Below are 20,350 nucleotides of genomic sequence, written 5' to 3' on the forward strand. Positions count from 1 at the left end.
ATCCGCCTTTCGCCTCCCATCCTGACCGAGTAAAGCGGGGCAAGGAATTGGGGACAGAGGAGCGAGCCGCCGTCCGCGACCGGTCCCCACACCGGAAACCCTCTCTGCCGTAACGTTGTTTAACCTCGTTGTGCATTCACCGTCATCCACTCACCTCGGGAGTACTCCCATGAAATCCCTGCCGCGGCCTTTCGCGTTTATGCTCCTCGCCTTTGTCGCACTCGCGGGCTCCACCTGGGCAGTCGCCGCCGATCCCATCGTCGAAACCCTGCCCAATGGGCTCACGCTCATCGTCGATGAGATGCATACCGCACCTCTCGCCGCCGTCCGCGTCTACATCCGAACCGGCGCGATTTATGAGCAGGAGTTCACAGGGGCCGGAATCTCGCACTTCCTCGAACACCTTGTCGGCAGAGGATCTGCAAAACGCTCCGCTGACGAAATCGAAGCCCTCCAGGAAGAGCTCGGCAACCAGACCAACGCCTACACCACCACCGACCACACCTGCTATCACATCACCAGCGCGGCGCGGAACGTCCACCAGATGATCGATCTCCTGGCAGACTATGTCTTCACTGCTCCCCTGCACTCCGACGACGTCGAGGAACAGCGCTCCATCATCCTGCGCGAAATGGCCATGAGTGAGGACGACCCCGGCGACCGCATCTACGAACTCCTCACCAGCACCATGTTTCGCGTCCATCCCGACCGCTACCGCATCCTCGGCTACCCGCAGTCTTTCAAAGAGGTCTCCCGCGAAGACATCCAGACCTACTACAAACGCACCTACATTCCCGACAACACGGCGGTAGTCGCAGTCGGCGACTTCAGCGCGGCCGACGTCCTCAAGTCACTGCGTGCTGCTTTCGCAGACCTCCCCCGCGCAGGGCGCGCGATTCCTCCCATTCCCGCCGAACCGCCGCAGATCGCACCGCGCCGCGTCGACCAGATTGCACCCGAGCTTTCCCGTGCCTACTTCGCCATGGGGTACCACACCGTCGGGCTCCTTGATCCTGACCTCTATCCACTCGACGTTCTCGCCTACTTGCTCACCCAGGGTGCGAGTTCTCGCCTCGTCTCCGACTTGCGCGATGCCCGCGGTCTCGTCGATACCATCTCAAGCTACTCCTACACCCCGGCCTACGGAGCCGGCCGTTTCGTCGTTTCTGCTACCCTGGATGAAGCCAATCTCCCCGCCACCGAGAAGGCCATACTCGACCATCTCGAAGACCTCGCCTCCCGACCGGTCTCGCAGACTGAACTCGATCGAGCGAAGAAGCAGAAGGAAGCAGAACTCGTATACGCCCGTTCAGAAGTCGAAAACTGGGCCGAAACACTGGGGACTGACTACATCAGCACCGGTGACGTTGATTTCAGCCGCCGCTATGTCGAGGGCATCAAGCGCGTCACGCCCGAAGATATCCAGCGCGTTGCCCGACAATACTTCACTCCCGAGAACCGCACCATCGCCATCCGCCGGCCCGGCTCTGTTGACACCGGCTCCCAGGAAGCTGTCACCGCCGCTCCAGCGCCCGAAACCACCCGCCACACTCTGCCCAACGGCATCACCGTACTCCTCCGCCCGGACCACAAGGTCCCTATGGTTACCATACAAGCGTCTTTCATCGGCGGCCTCCGCTACGAGACCCCTGCAAATGCCGGTATCGGCCAGCTGCTCGCCGCCATGCTCCGGCGCGGCACATCCACGCGCTCCCGCACCCAGATCGCCGAAACCCTTGACTCCCGCGGTGCCAGTCTCAGCTTCTCATCGGGCCGCAATAGCCTCAACGCGTCCGCAATCGCTCTCTCAGCAGACACTGACACCGTTATGGCTCTTCTCGCCGACTGCCTGCGCGAACCCGCCTTCCCCGAAGACGAACTGGAGCGCGTCCGACAACTCGCCCTCGCGGGCATCAAGGCACAGGAAGACGATCCCGAACATGTCACTATGCGCGCGATGATGGAGAAGCTTTTCGGCTCACATCCGTACGCGCTCGATCCCGCCGGTACTGCTCAGTCCGTTCAGGCCATCACTCGCGATGATCTCATCGCCCACTACCGCCGCATCTGCACCCCCCAGCGTATGGTCCTGGCCATCTACGGCGACATCACTGCTGATGCCGCCCTCGCATTGGCCGGTCGCCTCTTCTCCGATTGGAGCCTGCCTGCCCAACCTGCGCTCGAACTCGACATGCCCGAGCTGCCTGCGGGCGAAACCCGTGTTTCCCTGGAGCGCCCCCAGCAGCAGGGCATTGTCTACCTCGGCTTCCGCGGGCCTCGTCTGGATTCCGAAGACCGCTTCGCCCTGGACGTGCTTGACGCCGCCTTCTCCGGTGTCTACTATCCCGGTGGCAGGCTCCACGGGCGCTTGCGCGGAGAGGGTCTCGTCTACTTCACCCACATGGTGCCCTCGCCGGGGCTCGACCCGGGCGTCAACATGATCTTCGCCGGAACGGAACCGGATAAGCTGGAGACTGTCGAGACAATCATCAAGGAGTTAGTCCGCGCCATCCAGGATGTACCCCTGGGTGACGAGGAACTCAGACGTGCGAAGCAGATGTGCATTGCCGCACACCAGGTGCGCATAGGCACCCTTTCTGACAGGGCCCAGCAGGAGGCGCTCAACGAGCTGTACGGGCTCGGGTTCGACGAAGACGCGACCTACCCGGAGGACATCGAAGCGGTAACCGCTGAACAGGTCCAGGCCGCCGCGCGCAAATACATGGACTTGACCCGTTGTGTGATCTCCGTCACCCGGCCTGCCGAAACACAATAGACCGGGGCGATTGGCACCCATCCGACCCGGCCGCCGCCTTTCACAGCCCCGCAGGGGCGATAGTTCCTTCCCACCAGCGTGAGCCGGTGGCCTCGCCAGGGAGCACCGCCATGTCGTCCTTACAGCGATACGAACTCTGCGTCGTTGACGAGATACGCGCAACCCTCGCCGAAACAGACGAGGAGCAGATCCGCGCCCTCGTCCAGGCGATACTCGACGCCAATCGCATCTTCGTGGGCGGTGCCGGCCGCAGCCTGCTCATGATCCGCACCTTCGCCATGCGCCTCATGCACCTCGGCCTGATTTCTCACGTCGTCGGCGAGACCATCACTCCCGCCATCGAACCCGGCGACCTGCTCATCGTCGCATCAGGGTCTGGCCAGACCCGCACCACCCTCGCCATGGTCGAAGCCGCGAGGAGCCGTGGCGCGCGCGCAGCCGTGATCACTGCCCATCCCGGCTCGCCAATCGCCCTCGTCGCGGACCTCGTCCTCGAAGTTCACTCGCCCATCACGAGCACACACCCGGATCGCGCATCCTGCCAGCCGCCGGGGTCCCTCTTCGAGCAATGTTTGCTCATCCACTGCGAGGGTATGGTAATGAGGCTCATGGAAAAACTGGGGACTACCGAAGAGGAGATGAGGGCGCGTCACACGAAGCTCGAATAACCTCGGCGCGGATGTGTGAATAGCCCCGGCATTGACCAGCGATGGCAACCGAACGCAAATCAATGAAGCAAGCCTCGCACAAACGCTCCCTCAAATGGCTCGCGATCACTCTTATGCTGATCGTCGCCGCCATCGTCGCCGCAATCTCCGCAGCCGCCCTGGCCGCGAAGCAGTTCAGAGAGAGCGACCGGATCGCTGATAACGTCTCCATTCAGGGCGTTGACGTCAGCAACCTCACCGCGGCAGAAGCAGCGGCAGCGGTTTCCCAGCGGTGGGCAGCCAGACTCCCCAACCAGATCGCTCTCACCTGGCCGGGTGGCAAGGTCCGCAAGTCTCCCGAGCAACTCGGGGCCCGCCTTCGCATCAAAACCGCTGTCTCCCGCGCAATGCGCATCGGCCGTGAAGGCGGGTTCACCAACCAGATCATGACCCGCCTGCGCCTGTTGCGCGCTGGCGTTGACATTCCCGTTCGCGTCGAAGTCGACGAGAGTGTCGTCGAAGCTTGTCTCATCGACCTCTTGCCCGAGATCAATCGCGAACCCCGCAACGCCGATATCAGCGTAGACGGCGACGTCGTCAATGTCATCCCCGGCCGCACCGGTCTCGAACTCGACGTAGACAAGAGCACCGCCGCTCTCGTCACGGCACTCAAGGATCCGTCCCTCGAATCCTTCAAACTCATCACCCGCGTGCAGCAGCCCGCGATCCGCGCAGCCGACCTGAAACACCTCGAGATCGTGCTCGCCTCCTACACCACGCGCTTCCGATCCTGGCAGAAGGACCGCACCCACAATCTGCGCCTCGCCATCAACAACCTTGCCCGCGCGGTCATCATGCCCGGCGATACCTTCTCCTTCAACGAACGCATTGGCCCACGCCTTTCCGAACAAGGCTGGCGCGCGGCACCGATTTTCGTCGATGGAGAAGTCGAACCCTCGACAGGCGGCGGCATCTGCCAGGTCGCCACAACGGTCTATAACGCCGCCCTCCTTGCCAACCTCGACACTGTCGAACGCCATCACCACTCTCGCCCGGTCGATTACGCTCCCCCCGGACGCGATGCCACCGTCTACTGGGGCCAGTATGACCTGCGAATCCGCAACCAGCTTCGCCACCCGGTCCTCATCATCGGCTCCATCGGTGACAGCTCCCTCACGATCAAAGTGCTCGGCGCACGTTCCGACAAGTACGACGTGGAGATCCAGCGCAGCGGCGAGAGCACCATCTCGTACACCACCAATGAGATCAAAGATCCCGAACTCGAAGAGGGAAAACGCGAGGTTGAAAAGCCCGGCCGCAACGGAAAACGCGTCACCGTTACCCGGATCGTCCGCAAGAACGGAAAGATCGTCGCCACCGAACGCTTACACACCGACACCTACTCACCTCAGGCCGAGGTGGTGCGGGTCGGCACCAAGCCCAAGGAAGAATCCGCTGAGAGTGCCACCGATGGCGAAGCAACGGACGCCGCTGCACCAGGCCAGCCCGGCACTGCCCAGCCTGGCAAGCCCGCTCAACCGTCACCATCAGGCAAGCCCGGCACATCCACAGCGCCTTCCACATCCGCCAGACCAGGCACATCCGCGAAGCCGGCGACATCCTCCAAACCCGCCGGAGTCGCACGACCTTCGACACCTCCGAGATCCGGCGCATCGGACCAGAATTGACCGCCCTTCGCCTTGCCGTCTGGCGGGCGCGGGCCCGTACCGCGCCGTGCCCTTGCCATTCAGCCCCGCAGCGGGCGCCAGCCCTCTGCCGTTAGCCGGAGCTCGTGGACTCGGAATCCCTACAACTGACGTTCCGGCGCAGAGCCGCCGTCCCACCCCAGATGAGCTCTCGCCGCCGACACAATCGCCTCAAGGTTCTCCGCCAGCCCCAGATCCGCATCCATCGCCTCATGCAGCAAGCAGCCCTCATACCCGATGCTGTCCAACCCCTCCACAAATCCCGCCCAGTCCGTTACGCCCCTCCCCGGTATCCAGTGCCGCTCATCCACGCCATCGTGGTCGGAGATATGCACCGTTGCTATCCGGTCCCCCAGAGCGCCCAGAGAATCCCTCACATCCGCGCGCAATGTCACGTGGTTCACGTCGTAGCACACCTTCAGGTCTCCGTCCACGATGCCTGTCAGCCACAGTACTTCTTCCACTGTGTTGCCCAGGCATGTCCGAGGCAGCGCCTCCAGGGCGAGTGTCAGCCCACGCTGCGAGGCTCGCTTGCACAGCTCATTGAGACTCCGCACGCATTGCTTCAGCCGTTTCTGCCGCTCATCATCACCAATCGGCTCCCGGCTGCCGTGCAACACCAGAATCTTCGCCCCCAGGGCTTCTGAAACGTCCATCGCACGCACCACACTGTCCATTGACTCCCGTCGTGCCCCTTCATCCTCCGCCGAAATGTCCGTCTCCCCAAAAGGCGCATGCACGCTTCGCACCCAGACCCCGCACGCTTCCGCCGCCTCCTTCACTCTCCCAATGTGCCGATCATCGCGGAAACGATTCTCGACGCACAGGTATTCAATGGTCCGGATCGGCGTCGCCGCCAGCGCCTCCAGCGACGTCTCCGGCCAGTCTGCGCCCAGCTTGTTCATCAACAGCGACGTACTGACGCCCAGCTTCCGCTCGTACTTTGCCATTCGGTTGACACATCCTGCCTTCTGGTGACAGACTCCTCGCGTGAAAAGCAATCGCGATTGTTTCGCCCGAACTCACGTCTGCAACCTTTCGTCTGAGAACCCGTGCCGCACTGCGCTCTCCGGGCCCTGTCCACAGCATCCGAACCAGGTGGTGACGTATCGTGAAGCTCCTTGCGTCCGTTCCCCTCGGGGTCATCCTGTTTTTGTGTGTGCTCATTGCCTTGCCCGCGGCTTGCGACACTGCTCCCGCCGCTCCCGACCCCATGCCATCCTCCCCCGCTCTTGAGCTCGCGAGGGGCCTCAGTCAGGCCTTTGCCGAAGTCGCGGCTCACGTCCGCCCGGCTGTGGTCAACATCTCATCGACCCGTGTCGAACGCGCCCAAACTCCCTCGCTTTCGCCCCTTTTCCGTGGGTTCTTCCCGGAACTGGAAGACCTTCTCGTCGAGCCCGAACGTCAGGTCACCAGCCTCGGCTCTGGCGTCATCGTCCGTCCCGACGGATACATCGTCACCAATGCCCACGTGGTCCAGGGTGCCCAGCAGATCACTGTCACCCTCTCGGATGATCGCGAGTTCGAGGCAACGCTGGTCGGCCAGGACACATTTACCGACCTCGCCGTGGTTCATATCAACGCCGCCGACCTTCCCTGCGCCCGGTTTGGAGACGCCACCAGACTCCAGGTCGGCGAATGGGTCATCGCCATCGGCTCACCTCTCGGATTGCCCCAGACCGTCACCGCCGGCATCATCAGCGCAGTTGGTCGCAAGGACCTGGGTATCCAGGGCTACGAAGACTTTATCCAGACCGATGCCGCCATCAACCCCGGCAACAGCGGCGGCGCGCTGGTCAACCTCGCCGGCGAAGTCGTCGGTATCAACGCCGCCATCGCCAGCGAAGGTGGCGGCTACGACGGCATCTGCTTCGCCACGCCCAGCTCCGTAGTCTGGCCCGTCATGGACGCCCTCATCCGCGACGGTTCCATCCCGCGCCCTTGGGTCGGCATCATTGTTCGCAAGATCGACCGCGCCATCTGCCGCTCCCTTGGCCTCGAAAATCCGGTCGGCGTGCTGATCTCCAATGTCATCCGCCGCGGCCCCGCTCATATGGCCGGCCTGCGCCCGGGGGATGTCCTCCTCAAATGGGGCGACACCGACCTCAAGAGCCCCTCCGATCTATCCGCCGCGATCCAGAAAACCAAACCGGAGGCAATTGTGGAGGTCCTCCTCTTGCGCGACCAGACCCGCTACCGCGGCAAGATCACCGTCGCGACGCGCCCAGATACCCTCCAGGCCCGTGGTGTGCTCTAACCAGCCCGAACGGATGGTCTGGCTGAACACCTCTGCCGCCTGGACCGTTTGCATCTTCCTGCCTCGGGGGAGCGGCTAACGCGCCGGTGTCAGATCTTGGTGCCAACCTCAAGGATCCATCCGCATGAACGGCGAGTAGCCAAAGGCCTCGCGCGCCTTGCGGGTGCACAGGAAGGATTCCCGGCCTTCCAGTGGGCGCCATAGCTTCGCCAGCAGGTCGGGCCGAAAGCGCTCCAGAAGTTCCATACTCGGCTCCAGAGCGGTCGTATCGGCGGCAGCAAGCGTATAGACCCCGTGACCCGGCAATGTTTCGCACTCCAACGCCTGTCGGATGCCACGGGCGATGTCCGCCACGTGCACCCACTGCCAGAGTGTGGGCGACCATTCCTTTGCCGGACCGCGCGAGGCTTTGACCTGTTCGTAAGCCTCATCCCGCAGAACCCCTGCGAACCTGAATGCCGCAGTGGTAATGCCGTACGCGCGGTGGAATGCGGCGCAGGTTTCCTCATTCACCCACTTGCTCAGGCTGTAGGGGTCCTCGGGCACGACTTTGAACTCCTCGGTAAGCGGCAGGCTGCCCCAGTCCACCGGCCGCCCGCTGATGCGCCAGAAGAAAGTGCCGAAAGCATTGATGCTCGAAGCGCACAGAAACCGTTTTACACCGGCCAGGCGCGCTTCATCCAGCATCACGTACGTTCCCAGCGCATTGTCTCGGAAGATGCTTACACCGTTTTCGGCAAGACCGGTGGGATCGGCGGCGAGGTGTATGACCGCATCCATCCCCTCCACTGCGGGACGCACCGTCTCGGGCTCAGTGATCGAGCCCTGGAAAAAGGGCAGGTCTGTCTCGAAGGGCATCGGCGTGCGGCCGCCGGGCCCCCCGAAAAATGAGGCTTCTTCGGGTCTTACGCGATCGAACAGCCGCACCTCATGGGCATCACCCAGTTCCTGAATGAGTCTGCGGGCGATGAACCCGCATCCGCCGGTGATCAGTACTTTCACAGTCGTTCCTCCATACTGTGTGAGTTGACGGCAGGGAACGGCAGGTAGTGAATGGGCAATGGTGAACAATGAATTGTCTCGGGTACGGCGGATGGGCGGGCGGGCAAGACGCCCGCCTCGCGCGTACGTTTCCCCACGCGATTGGAGTGTCGCCCCACCCGCCGCCTACGGCCTGTATCTCACGCCCTCGATGTAGCAGTCACTCCCCCGCTGGTTGTAATAGTAGACCGTGTACACGCTTCCGTCCGCAAGCTCGATCGAATACGGGTAGCCCAGGTCCGCACTGCCACCCTCATGCCGGAAGATGATCTCCCGATCCGTGTCCCACGTCTGCCCCTGGTCAGCGCTCAGACAGGCCCGGATGCCCATCGGTTCGCGCCTGTACCCGTAGGACATGAGCAGCCGGCCGTCCAACAAGCCGCAGAGCTGCTGCGGATAACCCCAGACATTCAGCTTGCGCGGCCATCCCCACGTCCTCCCGCCGTTGGATGATGCCGCCTGGTACACATTGCCCGCGTAGTCCACTCTAAAAGTGCACAACGCGCGGTTGTCTGGCAGGAAGATGAGGTTCGGCTCATCCCACACTATCGTGCTTGCCGAATGCGCCTGCCCCGGACCGTAGCAGACCTCCGAAAACCTCTCCCAGGTCAGCCCGAGGTCCGCACTGCGCCAGATGACCGTGACTTCGGCGCCGTCTCGACCCTGCATTCCCACCCAGTACAGGGCGTCATCTGGGCCCTGCACCGGACCGTGGGGGCTGAACACCGGCGCGAGATGGCGCTCGGACCACGTCTTCCCCTGATCTTTCGAGAACATGGTCCAGCTTCCCGAGTACTTGCCCCAGCCTGCTTCCTCCATGTGCGCGGTTTCTGCCGCGTACCTGCTCCGCAGCGCCGAACTCCCACGCCAGCTGTCCCAGGTGTTGAAACTGCAGACCACTGTTCCGTCGCGCAGAGTGATGATCGCCGGGTCACGCTCGTCCGAAGGCGTCTCGTAAATGACTTCTCTCGGCGACCAACTCCTCCCAAGGTCGCTGGAGCGCGACAGGACGATGCGGCCCTTCGGGCAGACATGCGCGTCGCCTTCGCGGGCCACCGCCAGCAGCTCCCCGTTCGCCACCTGGGCAACTCCGGGGAAGGCGAAATGCCGTCCCTCCTCGCGCATCACGGTGAAATGCTCTTCTGGAACCAGCGATGTGAACGCCCGGGTTACTCGCGGGACGAACTTGAAGTACTGGATATACACCGGCTTGCCCAGCGTGCGCACCACGATCTTCTCGCCCTTCATCGGGACTTCGGCTTTCCAGTGGAACTCGAAATCAAAGTGGTGGGTGCGTGTGGCCGCAGGCGCGGTGATGGTGGTGAATTCCTTTTCGCTGGACAGCCTGATGGCGAAGGTCATCACCGGATCCACGGATCGCAGGCCCAGGTAGATATCGCAGATCTCCTCCCGGCCGGGGTCGAAAGTGATGTCCGGCGGGTTGCCTTTCGCGTTCAGCAGCGTGGGCGTCCAGCCCGGGTGGCGCACGCCCCAGTAGTCGGCGGGATGCCCGTCGGGATAGACCGGCATGCCCCCGATTTCCTCCGCGACGGCCACGAATTCAGGCGGCTCGCCGGTTTCGAAGGCATGCCAGATGATGGGCTCACCCACCACGGTGGACACGATCCGCTCTTCGCGCAGCCCACTTTCGGCGGTGCACGGGTGAATGGAGCAGGCAAGAAGCACTACAGCCGTCAGCAGGCGGTTCATGGTTCGCCTCCGGGTAAACCTCTGAATGTCGCCAGATTCACCCTCTCTCAGGGAGAGACCTGCGCGCAATCGCCTCTGATGCACGCAGGTCTCCGGCAAGCCCGTGGCGAAAACCGGGCGAGCAAAGCCGCCCGCCCTCACCCAGAAAAGAACCAGGCGGCCGGCGCACGTAAACACCGGGAAGGAAGTGCATGGTCATGAAGATCGCAATCATCCCCACCACTGGCGGTGCCGACCCCAACCGCGGGCTGGAGATGGCCGTGGAGCTCGGCGTCGAGGGCGTCCATATTGGAGCGTATGGCGGCGCCTGGGACCTGGAAAACCGCACCTCAGCCGAGCGCAAGGAAATCCTGGCGAAGATCCACTCATACGGACTGGAAGTCTCGGCCCTCATCGGCTGGGGAGGTCAGGTAGACCTGGGCAAAGAGGAGAACCTTGCCGAGAACATCGCCTGGGGCAAGCGCCTGAACGAGACCGCAGTGGACATGGCGGGCGGCCTGTGGATGGCCCACGCAGGAATCGCGCCCGAAGACGAGGACGACCCGCAGTTCGCGCGCTTCCATGACTCCCTGGCGGAGATCGCGGCCCACGGCGAGAGCATCGGAGCTGTCCTGGCGCTGGAGACCGGCCCCGAGCCGCCGCGCGTGGTGAAGCAGCTCATGGACTCCATCAACAGCCCCTCGCTCCGGGTCAATTTCGACCCCGCGAACCTCTTGCTCTGGCCGCCGATTATCGCCAAGGCCCACGGCGTGCCCTTCGACTTTGACGCCGCCATGGCCGACTTCGATCCAGTCGCCGGCCTGCGGCTTCTCGTCCCGTACGTGGCCCACTCACACGCCAAAGATTCAGTGCTGCGCCCCGACGGGTCAGCCGAAGAGGTCCCTCTGGGAACCGGGATGACCAACTGGCCGGAGCTGCACAAGATCTTCACCGAGCACGGCTACCAGGGTTACTACGCCATCGAGCGCGAGTGCGGCGAGGACGCCATGGGCGATGTGGGCCGCGCGGTCCAGTTCCTGCGCGGTCTGGACTGAGCCCCTCCCTCCTGAGACGATCCGGCGCCGGCTTCCCGCGACCTGCGAGACCGGCGCCGATTGCGTTCTCTCCCAGGTGGACAAACCCGCCCCTCTCGTGGGATACTATGCCCCGTCGGCCGAGTGTCTCGCCGACACGATACCCTTGCATCACGGAGTTGCCATGGCCCAGACAGCGATTACGCCCACCCGCTTCGAAGACTATCCCGAATGGTACCAGGCCGTGGTTCGCGCGGCTGATCTCGCCGAAAACAGTCCGGTGCGCGGCTGCATGGTCATCAAGCCCTGGGGCTATGCCCTGTGGGAGAACATGCAGCGCCAGCTGGACGCGATGTTCCGCGAAACCGGCCACGTAAACGCCTACTTCCCGCTCTTCATCCCCATCAGCTATCTGGAAAAGGAAGCCGAGCACGTGGAAGGTTTCGCGAAAGAGTGCGCCGTGGTCACCCACCACCGCCTCAAGGCGGTGGACGGCAAGCTCGTTCCCGATGGCGAACTGGAGATGCCGCTGGTTGTGCGGCCCACCTCCGAGACCATCATCGGCGCCATGTACGCTAAATGGGTGCAGAGCTGGCGCGACCTGCCGATTCTCATCAACCAGTGGGCCAACGTGGTCCGCTGGGAGATGCGCACTCGCCTGTTCCTGCGCACAACCGAGTTCCTCTGGCAGGAGGGGCACACCGCCCACGAGACCCGGGAAGAAGCATTGGATGAGACCCTCAAGATGCTCGAGGTCTACCGGGCCTTCGCCGAAGACTACATGGCCATGCCGGTTCTCACCGGCGAGAAAAGCCCCGGCGAGCGTTTCCCCGGCGCCGTGAGCACCTACTGCATAGAGGCCATGATGCAGGACCGAAAGGCGCTCCAGGCCGGCACCAGCCACTTCCTGGGGCAGAACTTCGCCAAAGCCGCCGAGATCAAGTTCCAGTCCCGCGAAGGCTCAGAGGAGTTCGCCTGGACAACTTCCTGGGGCGTGTCCACCCGTCTCGTGGGCGGTCTCGTCATGTCTCATTCCGACGACAACGGCCTCATCATTCCACCGCGCCTCGCACCACAGCATGTGGCGATCCTGCCCATCATCCGCAAAGACGAGGAGCGCGAGACGGTGCTGCCCTACTGCGAGTCCCTCGCGGCGGAACTGCGCGCGCAGCAGTACGATGGCAGGCCCGTGGGCGTCGTCCTTGACACCCGCGACATGAACGCCGGTGAAAAGAGCTGGGAGTGGGTCAAGAAAGGCATCCCGGTGGTCCTCGAGATCGGGCCACGGGATATCGCCTCCGGCGCAGTGTTCGTCGGACGCCGAGACAAGGGCCGCAAGGAGCGCTTCAACATGCCCCGCGCGGAGTTCGTAGCGGCCATCCCCGACATGCTCGCCGAAATGCAGCAGGGCCTGTACGACCGGGCAAAGGCATACCGAGACGAGAATACCCGGATCTTCGACAACTGGGACGACTTCGCGGCCTTTTTCACCCCGCAGAACCCGGACAAGCCCGAGATTCACGGGGGCTTCGCGCTGTCGTACTGGTGCGAATCTGATGCCTGCGAGGCACGGGCGAACGATGAATTGTCCGTGAGCCTGCGCTGCATCCCCTTCGACGCGGAGGAACACGGGGAGGGCAAGTGCGTGGCGTGCGGCGGCACAGCCCGCAAGCGCGTGGTCTTCGCAAAGGCGTACTGAGGACAACACGCGCACACAACCACAAGGAGCTTCCGACCATGAAAGTCGCGCGTCTTTTCGGCCCCGGTGACGTCCGGGTCCTTGATGAACCGAAGACGGAAGTGCAGCCCGGCAAGATACTCGTCAAGGTCGAGGCTGTCGCCATCTGCGCCTCGGACCTGCGCATCTATGAAGACGGCCATGCAAGCGGCATCGTCCCCGACCACCCCTTCATCCAGGGCCACGAGTTCTCCGGGAGCGTGGCGGAACTGGGCGAGGGTGTGGATGGCCCGCCGGTGGGTACCCCGCTGATCGTCGAGCCCAGCTGGCATTGCGGCCAGTGCCGCCTTTGCCGGATGGGGCTGACCAACATCTGCCGCAACGTGGTATTCCCAAGCTTCCCCCAGGAGGACGGGGCGCTGCGAGAGTTCATCAATGTGCCGCCGTTCGCCGTGCAGGCAACTTCCCCCAGCATCGACCCGGTCACCCGCGCGCTCATGGAACCCCTTGGCGTGGGCGTCCATGCGGTGCGCCTCGCGGATATGAGCCCCGGCGACCGCATCGCGATTCTCGGCTGCGGAGCCATCGGCATGTGCGTGTTCGTGGTCGCTCGCGCCAAGGGCTTCGACGACATCATCTGCGCCGAACCCCAGGATGACCGCCGGGAGTTCGCGGCCAAAGCCGGCGCGCGTCTTGTCACCCCGGATTACAAGGGGCTCATCGCTTCCTTGCCCGACCCGGTGGACGGCCCCGACGTGGTGTTCGAATGTTCCGGCGACAATGCCGCGGTGCAGCAGGCCATGGAACTGGTGCGCCCCGGCGGCAAAGTGGTCGTGGTCGGCATCCCGCACCCGGATGAATTGGTCATCGACTCCACCGTCCCCCGCCGCAAGGAGCTGACCGTCTTCTTCTCCCGGCGCTCGCGAGACACACTGGAAGAGTGCGTGGAGCTTGTGGAGACCGGCAAGGTCGACCTGACCGCCTTCCCGGTGAAGGAGTTCACCATCGACCAGACCCCGGAAGCCTTCGCGGCCGCCGACGCCCGCGAGCCCGGCATGCTGCGCGCGGTGGTGAGGGTAGACCGGGGGTAGCCGACTGACAGGGGGAGTGATGGCGTGACCGACCGAGAAGTCCGCGGCATCTACACGCTGTTCGCCCTCGGTTGGGCGGCGATCTTCTTCGCGCGCAGGTTCGCCTACTGGCAGGACTGGGAACCCCGGACGTTCCGGATCATCGGCATCGCCCTGTTGACGCTGGGAGTCGGCGGCGTGTGGAGCGTCTTCGGCCCCGCGTCCGCCGTCAAGGTGCTCTTCGGGTTCGCGCTGGTGATGGGCATCTACATCTGGCAGGACATCGGCCTTGAACGCGCCGAACTGGAGCGCGAGGCCCGGGAGTGCGAGGAAGCCGCAGGGATCACGCCCGAAAGCGAGGACGGGGACCAAGAATGATGGCTGAACTCGCTCCGCCGACAGCCGGAGCCTGCTCTGGCAGCACAGGAGGGTAGGGTTATGCCGCTCACTCGTGTCAAGCTTACGAGATTCACTGCATTTGAGCACCTTAATCTAGAGCTCAGTCCAGGCATCAATGTGTTCATCGGTGCCAACTCCACCGGCAAGACCCACCTGCTCAAGGTGATGTACGCCGCCTGCGATGTGACGAAGACCAAGTCTGCATTCGCAGAGAAGCTGTACAGAGTGTTCCTTCCTCACGGTGAACTCGGACGACTTGTGCATCGGCAGCCGGGCCGCGCACGCGCTCATATTGAGGTGCACAGCCGAAAGACCCACGTTCGCATCTCGTTTGCCACCCACGACAAGGCGGATTCCGCCGAGGTCACGAACGCAGCCGCTTGGATGAAAGACCCCATCGAGTGCGTCTATGTCCCCGTCAAGGAGATGCTGGCCAACGCACCGGGATTCCGCTCTCACTACGCGCTTCGGGAAGTGCATTTCGAGGAGGTCTACGCGGACATCATTGACAGAGCCTTTCGCAACCCGCTGCGCGGCAAGCCGGACGCCCAGCGCGCCGTCCTACTGGACCTCATCCAAGACAGGGTCAAGGGCCGGGTCACGACCGAGGATGAGGTGTTCTTCCTGGATGGGCCTGAAGGCAAGCTGGAGTTTACACTCCTGGCGGAGGGATTCCGCAAGCTCGGATTGCTCTATCGCCTCATCCAGAACGGTACGCTGACCAACGGGTCTGTGCTCTTCTGGGACGAGCCCGAGGCCAACCTCAACCCGAGCATGATGGGCACTGTGGTTGATATCCTGCTGCGTTTGCAAGAAATGGGTGTGCAGGTGCACCTCGCGACCCATGACTACGTGCTGCTGAAGCAGTTCGACCTTCGGTCGGAAGCGGAGAACCCGGTGCGGTACCATGCACTGTACCGCGATCCGAACACTGATTCAGTTATGGTGAGCAGCACCGATAAGTACGCGCTCATCGCGCCCAATGCAATCTCCGACACCTTCGCAGACTTGTACGACGAGGACGTTCGCCGGGCACTGGGCGGTGAAGCGCGATGAGTCCTACCCTCTTGGAAAGCGGATTTGAGTTCGCCTTCCTGCCGGGAGTGTCAGTCTGCGAGTTGGACAAACGCAGCAGACCGTCCGACATGAAGGCTGTGGATTTTGTGGTGTGCGAGGGCGGTAAAACCTTGCTGCTCGAGATCAAGAACCCGTCTAACCCCGCCATACCCGCACAGCATGTCGCAAAGGTGGCCGAAGAAGAGGAAACGAAACGCCGCGGGGACGGCCTCATCAACAACGAGCTCGTTCCCAAAGCGCGCCACAGCTACACGTACCTGCACCTGATGGAAGAGGACACGAGGCACCTTGTGTTTGTCTTCCTCGATGACCCAAGCGCTTTGGGGATAGAGAGGGCGCTGCTCGTGAACTTCAAGGATCGCCTTCTCCGACGCCTGCTACAGGAAGCCGACGAGCCGTGGAAGCGCAAGTACATATGCGATTGCGTCGTGGTGACGCCCGAGACGTGGGAAACGTACTTCCCGGATTACATGTTGAAGCCTGCTCCATAGCCCGAGGTACGGACAGGTTCTGTCACTCCCCACCACCCCGAGGACAATCACGGAGACCCAACATGTTGCCGTTGCGTCTGCTGGTGACCCTCTGTCTCGCCCTCGCGGGGCCCATCTTCGCCCAGGCGCCCACAGGCGCCATCTCCGCGGCGGACTATGAATCCCTCCAGGCCGCCGTGGATGCCAACCCGGGGAAGATGATCTTCCTGCCCCCGGGTGACTACCCCATCTCGCAGAAACTGCGCATCGCCAGCCACGACACGGGCCTGTGGGGATTCGGCCGCATCGTGCAGACCAACCCCGCCGACACCATCCTGGAGATCGAGCACGCCCGGGGGGTGCGCATCCAGGACATCACCCTCACTCGGGCCGAAGGCGCGCAGGATGCCACCGCACCGGGACTCTTCTGTTGGGACAGCCACGATGTGGTCATCGACGGCGTGCAGGTCATCGACAGCCGCTCCCGCAGCGCCGCCATTGAGGTTCGCGAATCCACGGGCTGCACGGTGCGCGACTGCCGGGTGCTCAACTACAAGCGCATCGCCGTGGATGATCGCACGTCGGCCACACCGGGCAACTATGGCTATGCTTTCTGGGCCATCGACGGCACGGGTATTCTGGTGAACGGCTGCTGCAACTGCCGGGTGTCCGACAACCACATCATCGAGCGCCGGCTGTTCCCCACCCCCGAACTCAAAGCCGAGTACAAGCTGGGAAGCCTCACCGAAGGCCGCTATCCCACGGTGGCAGGAGGAGCGCTTGAGGGTGGAGTAGTCGCGGCGGGCTACACCAGCAACTGGCACCAGGGCTCGGCGATCCTCATGACCGGCCCGGAGACCACCAGCCATAACTCCATCACCGGGAACCACATCGTCAATGCGGCCCAGGGCATCGACCTGCACTGCGATCAGGCGGTGGTCAGCGGCAATGTGATCGACCACTGTCTGATCGGCATCAAGATGACCCACGGGTGCCGCAATATTGTGGTCGCCGAAAACATCATTACCCACGTGGACCTGTGGGGCATCCTGATCAACCCCGGCGCGGCATCCCACGCTGCGGAGCCGGCCGAAGGTGACCGCCCGGCCCGAGCGGCCAACGTGGACGCCGGGATCGTCATCAGCGGCAACATCATCACCGACTATGGGCGCGGGAACGACTACTGGAATCTGGGGCGCAGACCCGGCGATCTTGGCTCCAGCTTCGCTATCGCCCTGCTGCGGCCCCAACTGCCCTCGAACCCGGTGCTCTCCGACGTGCTGATCCAGGGCAACATGGTGTACGACGAGAACCGGGACGGGATCATCGTGGACGGCGAGGTGCGCGTCGAGCCGCCGAGATACCGCTACGCCGTGTACCTGGAACCGGCCCCGGCGACGGAAGGCCACGCGCCCGTGTATCCCCGCGGGGTGCATTTCCAGGGCAACGTCTTCCACCCGGGCGAAGAGGGCGTGTGCAATGTGGAGATGGGGGAGTGAGGGCTTGGCGGATTCGACGGGCTCCGACCTCTCGGGGGCTTCTGCTCACACCTGCTGTGATGTACAATACCGGCATGGAACCACGGCGTGACGTTACCCTGAACAAGCGCGCTTTCTCTGTCGCCAGGATGGACGATGCCGACGATGACGTGGCCTACTGGCTGACCCGGACGCCCCGCGAACGCATCGCCGCCGTGGAGACTTTGAGGCAGGTCCTGTATGGCCATCGAAGAACTTCCGCCCGACTTCAGAGAGTTCTTACAGTTGCTCGCCTCGAGGAGCGTTGAGTACCTGCTCGTGGGCGGCTATGCCGTGGCCTACTATGGATATGTCCGGGCCACGGCTGACATGGATATATGGGTCGCGGCGAGTGAGAGCAATGCCGCCAAACTGGTCGCGATTCTTCGGGAATTCGGATTCGACGTACCCGGCCTGACGCCCGACCTCTTCACTGAGCCGGGGAACATCGTCCGCCTCGGTGAGCCGCCGATACGAATTGAGATACTCACCAAGGTGTCTGGTGTAACCTTCGAGGATTGCTATGCCCGGCGGATCGCTGATACCGTCGACGGTGTGGCGGTCAACCTCATCAGCCTGGAGCACCTCAGAGCGAACAAGGCCGCCAGCGGCCGGCTGAAGGACTTGGCCGACTTGGAGCATTTGACCGGGGCCCCCTGATGGGCGCGCGAAGATTCAGTCATCCGTCGGGCGGCGGCTGCGTATCCTTCACCCAACCCCGCAGCCGTCCCCGGCGCAGGTAAGGCTCCAGCGAGCCATCCTCCTTCACCCGCAGGAACCTGGGCCCGATGCGGCGATACCGATGGCCGCACTTGCAGACCGCGAGGAAGTCGGCGCCCTCACGCTGCCAGTCGTAGTCACGGTTCGGATCCCGCAGGTCACCACTGCATTTCTCATTATGGCAGAACGGCAGCCAGTCCAGGGTGAGCCACATCCAGAAGTACGCGAAGCCCATGAAAAGCAGCACCGCGGCGGCGATGCTGAGGGGGAAAGCCGCCAGGCCTGCCCACGTTCCCCAGACACCACCCACCGCAACCGCAACCGCCGCGCCCAGAGCGAACAGGGCGCTGCAGCAGCACATCTCGAAGAGCGTGAAGCCCCTGCGCATACACCGATTGTAGCTCTCGGAGGGGGTCCGCACAATCGCCGGCGCTGACGAAACGACCCCGGCAGCAGTCGCCACCGGGGTCGGGTTATTCTCGCCAAACCTCTTCTCTCAGATCTTCCAGTACTCGTTGATCGGGTCCTGGTAGGCGCTGATCTTGCCGTCGAACACGTCCTGGACCTTCACCGTATTGCCGGCCGTGGCCGATTCATACAGCGCCAGGCACAGGGCCTTGGTCCACTTGGTGGTCTCCGCGTCGATTTCCGGCTTGCGTCGCTTCTGCACGGCGTCCACGAAGTCCCAGCACTCCAGTGCCATGTCGTTCTCCACGCCGTACGGGAACAACTTCTCCCTGGTCTCGCAGCACAATTGGGCCCGGTACTCCTGCTCGATCTCCTCGTAGCTTTTCTTCGAGCCGTCCAGCATGGTGATGTCCGCGCCGTTCTGGAAAGTGTGCATCCAACCGCCACGGTCCCGAGCGCTGCCTTCAGAACCGTACAGAATCTGGGCAGCGGAACCTTCACCCGCAGCCGAGAAGGACCAGGACCAGTTGCAGACCAGGCCGCTCTCGAAAGTGATGGTCGACATCCAGGTGTCCTCGGTGTCCATCTTCTGCTCGCCCAACTCGGGGGAGGGCACGGTGACATCCTGGAAGGTGCCGATCCACGCCGAGACGGTGTCGGCACGGCCGAACAGGAAGTACATCATGTCCGCGAAATGCGCGCCGGCGTCGAAGATCATGCCGCCGCCGGTGAGGAGCTTCAGCATCCGCCAGCCCATAGCGTAGGTCGCGGCTTCCTTGGACCAGTCGCGATACGAAAAGCCGATGACCGACAGGAACCGCAGGTCGCCGATCATCTTCTGCTCATTGACCGCCCAGGCCATGCAGCGCGCTTTCAGGCCGCGGCGCACCTGTTCGGCCACGGCAACGATGCGGTCCTTCTTCCTCGCCGCTTCAATGATCCTGTCGCTGGCCTTGATCGTGATTCCGCAGGGCTTCTCCACCATGACATCGATGCCCGCTTCCAGACACGGGATCGCCGCAGTGTGGTGGAAAGCGTGGGGCGTGCAGATGTCGGCGGCCTGGATGTCATCGGCCTTCTCGCACATCTCTTCGACGCTGGAGTACTGGGCGGGCTCCAGGCCGAAGTTCTCCTTCACGAGGGCGGCATATTCGCTGCGGCGACCCTCATTGGTGTCGCACAGGCCGGCGATCTCGAACTGGTCGTACCCGGCATCCAGGAGGGTCTTGTACCCGCCCAGGTGGGCTTTGGCGATACCGCCGGTTCCAACGATGGCAAGACGCACTTTGTCAGACATGGGTAGCCTCAGCTTTCGGTTGAGTGTACTGGCACGGCAACGGCGGCTATTGAAACACGGCGACCAGCAGTGGGCAAGGGTTTTCTTGCCGTCTGCAATCAGCCGGGATACACATAGCTGTTGGTCCATTCGGGCCGAAGCTCACGGTGACGTCCCTTGTCTACCCTCTTCTCCCAGTCGGAATCGGTGAGTCGAGTGAAGTTGTCTTCGCTGAACTCGTAATGGCTCAGGACCCAACCGTACAGGTAGTCACGCTTCCGCCCCGGGATCACGACGAGTTGGAACGGGCCGGTGGCTTCGTGAAGGACACGGTTGGGCGGGTTGGAGTCGGCCGCCACGTCCACGACCAAGCAGGGATGCTCCTCGGCCACTACCGGGCTGAAGTTTTCCAGCAGCCACTGACCGAAGGCCCCGATGTAGAAATGCCATTCCTCGTCCCCGGGAATGCCCTGGAAGGCCTTGCTCATGGTCTCGTCGGCCCGAAGGTCTGCTCCCGCCAGTTCCGCCTCGGAAGCGATCTTCAGCGCCTTACAGAGCTTGCCGAAGTCCGCCATGCCCTGGAAA

At 63.2% G+C, this 20,350-nt stretch carries 18 protein-coding genes; 12 read left to right on the forward strand and 6 right to left on the reverse strand.

Annotated features, from left to right (window positions below; genetic code table 11):
- Nucleotides 1–169 precede the first annotated feature (169 nt).
- From HPY44_00995 to HPY44_01005, 3 genes are all read left to right on the forward strand, one after another.
- The gene (locus HPY44_00995; GenBank protein NSW54562.1) at nucleotides 170–2,776 is read left to right on the forward strand and encodes an insulinase family protein; all 2,607 of its coding nucleotides are present in this window, start codon (nucleotides 170–172) and stop codon (nucleotides 2,774–2,776) included.
- Nucleotides 2,777–2,886: 110 nt separating this feature from the next.
- Nucleotides 2,887–3,444, forward strand: a complete 558-nt coding sequence (hxlB, locus tag HPY44_01000; GenBank protein NSW54563.1) for a 6-phospho-3-hexuloisomerase — start codon at nucleotides 2,887–2,889, stop codon at nucleotides 3,442–3,444.
- 62 nt (nucleotides 3,445–3,506) lie between these two features.
- Nucleotides 3,507–5,111 carry a VanW family protein gene (locus HPY44_01005; protein ID NSW54564.1) on the forward strand — a complete coding sequence of 535 codons (1,605 nt, stop codon included), beginning with the start codon at nucleotides 3,507–3,509 and terminating at the stop codon, nucleotides 5,109–5,111.
- Nucleotides 5,112–5,230: 119 nt separating this feature from the next.
- On the opposite strand, the gene HPY44_01010 is transcribed toward HPY44_01005, so the two are convergent.
- The gene (locus HPY44_01010) at nucleotides 5,231–6,079 is read right to left on the reverse strand and encodes a sugar phosphate isomerase/epimerase (protein ID NSW54565.1); all 849 of its coding nucleotides are present in this window, start codon (nucleotides 6,077–6,079) and stop codon (nucleotides 5,231–5,233) included.
- A gap of 161 nt (nucleotides 6,080–6,240) precedes the next feature.
- Here HPY44_01010 and HPY44_01015 point away from each other — a divergent pair, with 161 nt between their 5' ends.
- Nucleotides 6,241–7,386 (forward strand): trypsin-like peptidase domain-containing protein, encoded by a 1,146-nt coding sequence (locus HPY44_01015; protein ID NSW54566.1) that lies wholly within the window; start codon nucleotides 6,241–6,243, stop codon nucleotides 7,384–7,386.
- Between the two features lie 108 nt (nucleotides 7,387–7,494).
- On the opposite strand, the gene HPY44_01020 is transcribed toward HPY44_01015, so the two are convergent.
- Entirely contained in the window at nucleotides 7,495–8,388 is an 894-nt protein-coding gene (locus tag HPY44_01020; protein ID NSW54567.1) for an NAD(P)-dependent oxidoreductase, read from the reverse strand.
- 165 nt (nucleotides 8,389–8,553) lie between these two features.
- Nucleotides 8,554–10,137, reverse strand: coding sequence for an exo-alpha-sialidase (locus HPY44_01025; protein ID NSW54568.1), 1,584 nt, complete (start codon nucleotides 10,135–10,137; stop codon nucleotides 8,554–8,556).
- Between the two features lie 197 nt (nucleotides 10,138–10,334).
- Between HPY44_01025 and HPY44_01030 the strand changes: the two genes are divergently transcribed.
- The 8 genes from HPY44_01030 (at nucleotide 10,335) to HPY44_01065 (ending at nucleotide 18,021) form a co-directional block, all read left to right on the forward strand.
- Complete coding sequence (locus HPY44_01030; GenBank protein ID NSW54569.1) at nucleotides 10,335–11,171, forward strand: sugar phosphate isomerase/epimerase; 837 nt, start codon at nucleotides 10,335–10,337, stop codon at nucleotides 11,169–11,171.
- A gap of 163 nt (nucleotides 11,172–11,334) precedes the next feature.
- Nucleotides 11,335–12,849, forward strand: a complete 1,515-nt coding sequence (locus tag HPY44_01035) for a proline--tRNA ligase (GenBank protein ID NSW54570.1) — start codon at nucleotides 11,335–11,337, stop codon at nucleotides 12,847–12,849.
- A 38-nt stretch (nucleotides 12,850–12,887) separates the two neighbouring features.
- Entirely contained in the window at nucleotides 12,888–13,919 is a 1,032-nt protein-coding gene (locus tag HPY44_01040) for an alcohol dehydrogenase catalytic domain-containing protein (protein ID NSW54571.1), read from the forward strand.
- Nucleotides 13,920–13,943: 24 nt separating this feature from the next.
- Nucleotides 13,944–14,276 carry a hypothetical protein gene (locus HPY44_01045; protein NSW54572.1) on the forward strand — a complete coding sequence of 111 codons (333 nt, stop codon included), beginning with the start codon at nucleotides 13,944–13,946 and terminating at the stop codon, nucleotides 14,274–14,276.
- Between the two features lie 60 nt (nucleotides 14,277–14,336).
- Nucleotides 14,337–15,353: an AAA family ATPase gene (locus HPY44_01050; protein ID NSW54573.1), complete on the forward strand. Its 1,017-nt coding sequence runs from the start codon at nucleotides 14,337–14,339 to the stop codon at nucleotides 15,351–15,353.
- Complete coding sequence (locus tag HPY44_01055; protein ID NSW54574.1) at nucleotides 15,350–15,865, forward strand: hypothetical protein; 516 nt, start codon at nucleotides 15,350–15,352, stop codon at nucleotides 15,863–15,865. Before HPY44_01050 ends, HPY44_01055 begins: the two co-directional genes overlap by 4 nt.
- Before the next feature lie 62 nt (nucleotides 15,866–15,927).
- Complete coding sequence (locus HPY44_01060; protein ID NSW54575.1) at nucleotides 15,928–17,343, forward strand: right-handed parallel beta-helix repeat-containing protein; 1,416 nt, start codon at nucleotides 15,928–15,930, stop codon at nucleotides 17,341–17,343.
- Between the two features lie 219 nt (nucleotides 17,344–17,562).
- Nucleotides 17,563–18,021: a nucleotidyltransferase gene (locus HPY44_01065; GenBank protein ID NSW54576.1), complete on the forward strand. Its 459-nt coding sequence runs from the start codon at nucleotides 17,563–17,565 to the stop codon at nucleotides 18,019–18,021.
- Nucleotides 18,022–18,040: 19 nt separating this feature from the next.
- On the opposite strand, the gene HPY44_01070 is transcribed toward HPY44_01065, so the two are convergent.
- The 3 genes from HPY44_01070 to HPY44_01080 form a co-directional block, all read right to left on the reverse strand.
- The gene (locus HPY44_01070) at nucleotides 18,041–18,469 is read right to left on the reverse strand and encodes a prepilin-type N-terminal cleavage/methylation domain-containing protein (GenBank protein ID NSW54577.1); all 429 of its coding nucleotides are present in this window, start codon (nucleotides 18,467–18,469) and stop codon (nucleotides 18,041–18,043) included.
- Nucleotides 18,470–18,577: 108 nt separating this feature from the next.
- The gene (locus tag HPY44_01075) at nucleotides 18,578–19,786 is read right to left on the reverse strand and encodes a Gfo/Idh/MocA family oxidoreductase (GenBank protein ID NSW54578.1); all 1,209 of its coding nucleotides are present in this window, start codon (nucleotides 19,784–19,786) and stop codon (nucleotides 18,578–18,580) included.
- Nucleotides 19,787–19,884: 98 nt separating this feature from the next.
- Nucleotides 19,885–20,340, reverse strand: coding sequence for a DUF3160 domain-containing protein (locus HPY44_01080; protein ID NSW54579.1), 456 nt, complete (start codon nucleotides 20,338–20,340; stop codon nucleotides 19,885–19,887).
- Nucleotides 20,341–20,350: the final 10 nt, after the last annotated feature.

The sequence above is a fragment of the Armatimonadota bacterium genome, assembly GCA_013314775.1.
Lineage (GTDB): Bacteria > Armatimonadota > Zipacnadia > Zipacnadales > JABUFB01 > JABUFB01.

What these genes read in the sequence shown, in the direction of transcription:
- HPY44_01050 (NSW54573.1), top strand. Translation starts at nt 14,337, where the DNA reads ATGCCGCTCACTCGTGTCAAGCTTACGAGATTCACTGCATTTGAGCAC.
- HPY44_01075 (NSW54578.1), bottom strand. Translation starts at nt 19,786, where the DNA reads ATGTCTGACAAAGTGCGTCTTGCCATCGTTGGAACCGGCGGTATCGCC.
- HPY44_01060 (NSW54575.1), top strand. Translation starts at nt 15,928, where the DNA reads ATGTTGCCGTTGCGTCTGCTGGTGACCCTCTGTCTCGCCCTCGCGGGG.
- HPY44_01005 (NSW54564.1), top strand. Translation starts at nt 3,507, where the DNA reads ATGAAGCAAGCCTCGCACAAACGCTCCCTCAAATGGCTCGCGATCACT.
- hxlB (NSW54563.1), top strand. Translation starts at nt 2,887, where the DNA reads ATGTCGTCCTTACAGCGATACGAACTCTGCGTCGTTGACGAGATACGC.
- HPY44_01070 (NSW54577.1), bottom strand. Translation starts at nt 18,469, where the DNA reads ATGCGCAGGGGCTTCACGCTCTTCGAGATGTGCTGCTGCAGCGCCCTG.
- HPY44_01030 (NSW54569.1), top strand. Translation starts at nt 10,335, where the DNA reads ATGAAGATCGCAATCATCCCCACCACTGGCGGTGCCGACCCCAACCGC.
- HPY44_01035 (NSW54570.1), top strand. Translation starts at nt 11,335, where the DNA reads ATGGCCCAGACAGCGATTACGCCCACCCGCTTCGAAGACTATCCCGAA.
- HPY44_01010 (NSW54565.1), bottom strand. Translation starts at nt 6,079, where the DNA reads ATGGCAAAGTACGAGCGGAAGCTGGGCGTCAGTACGTCGCTGTTGATG.
- HPY44_00995 (NSW54562.1), top strand. Translation starts at nt 170, where the DNA reads ATGAAATCCCTGCCGCGGCCTTTCGCGTTTATGCTCCTCGCCTTTGTC.
- HPY44_01065 (NSW54576.1), top strand. Translation starts at nt 17,563, where the DNA reads ATGGCCATCGAAGAACTTCCGCCCGACTTCAGAGAGTTCTTACAGTTG.
- HPY44_01040 (NSW54571.1), top strand. Translation starts at nt 12,888, where the DNA reads ATGAAAGTCGCGCGTCTTTTCGGCCCCGGTGACGTCCGGGTCCTTGAT.
- HPY44_01080 (NSW54579.1), bottom strand. Translation starts at nt 20,340, where the DNA reads ATGGCGGACTTCGGCAAGCTCTGTAAGGCGCTGAAGATCGCTTCCGAG.
- HPY44_01025 (NSW54568.1), bottom strand. Translation starts at nt 10,137, where the DNA reads ATGAACCGCCTGCTGACGGCTGTAGTGCTTCTTGCCTGCTCCATTCAC.
- HPY44_01055 (NSW54574.1), top strand. Translation starts at nt 15,350, where the DNA reads ATGAGTCCTACCCTCTTGGAAAGCGGATTTGAGTTCGCCTTCCTGCCG.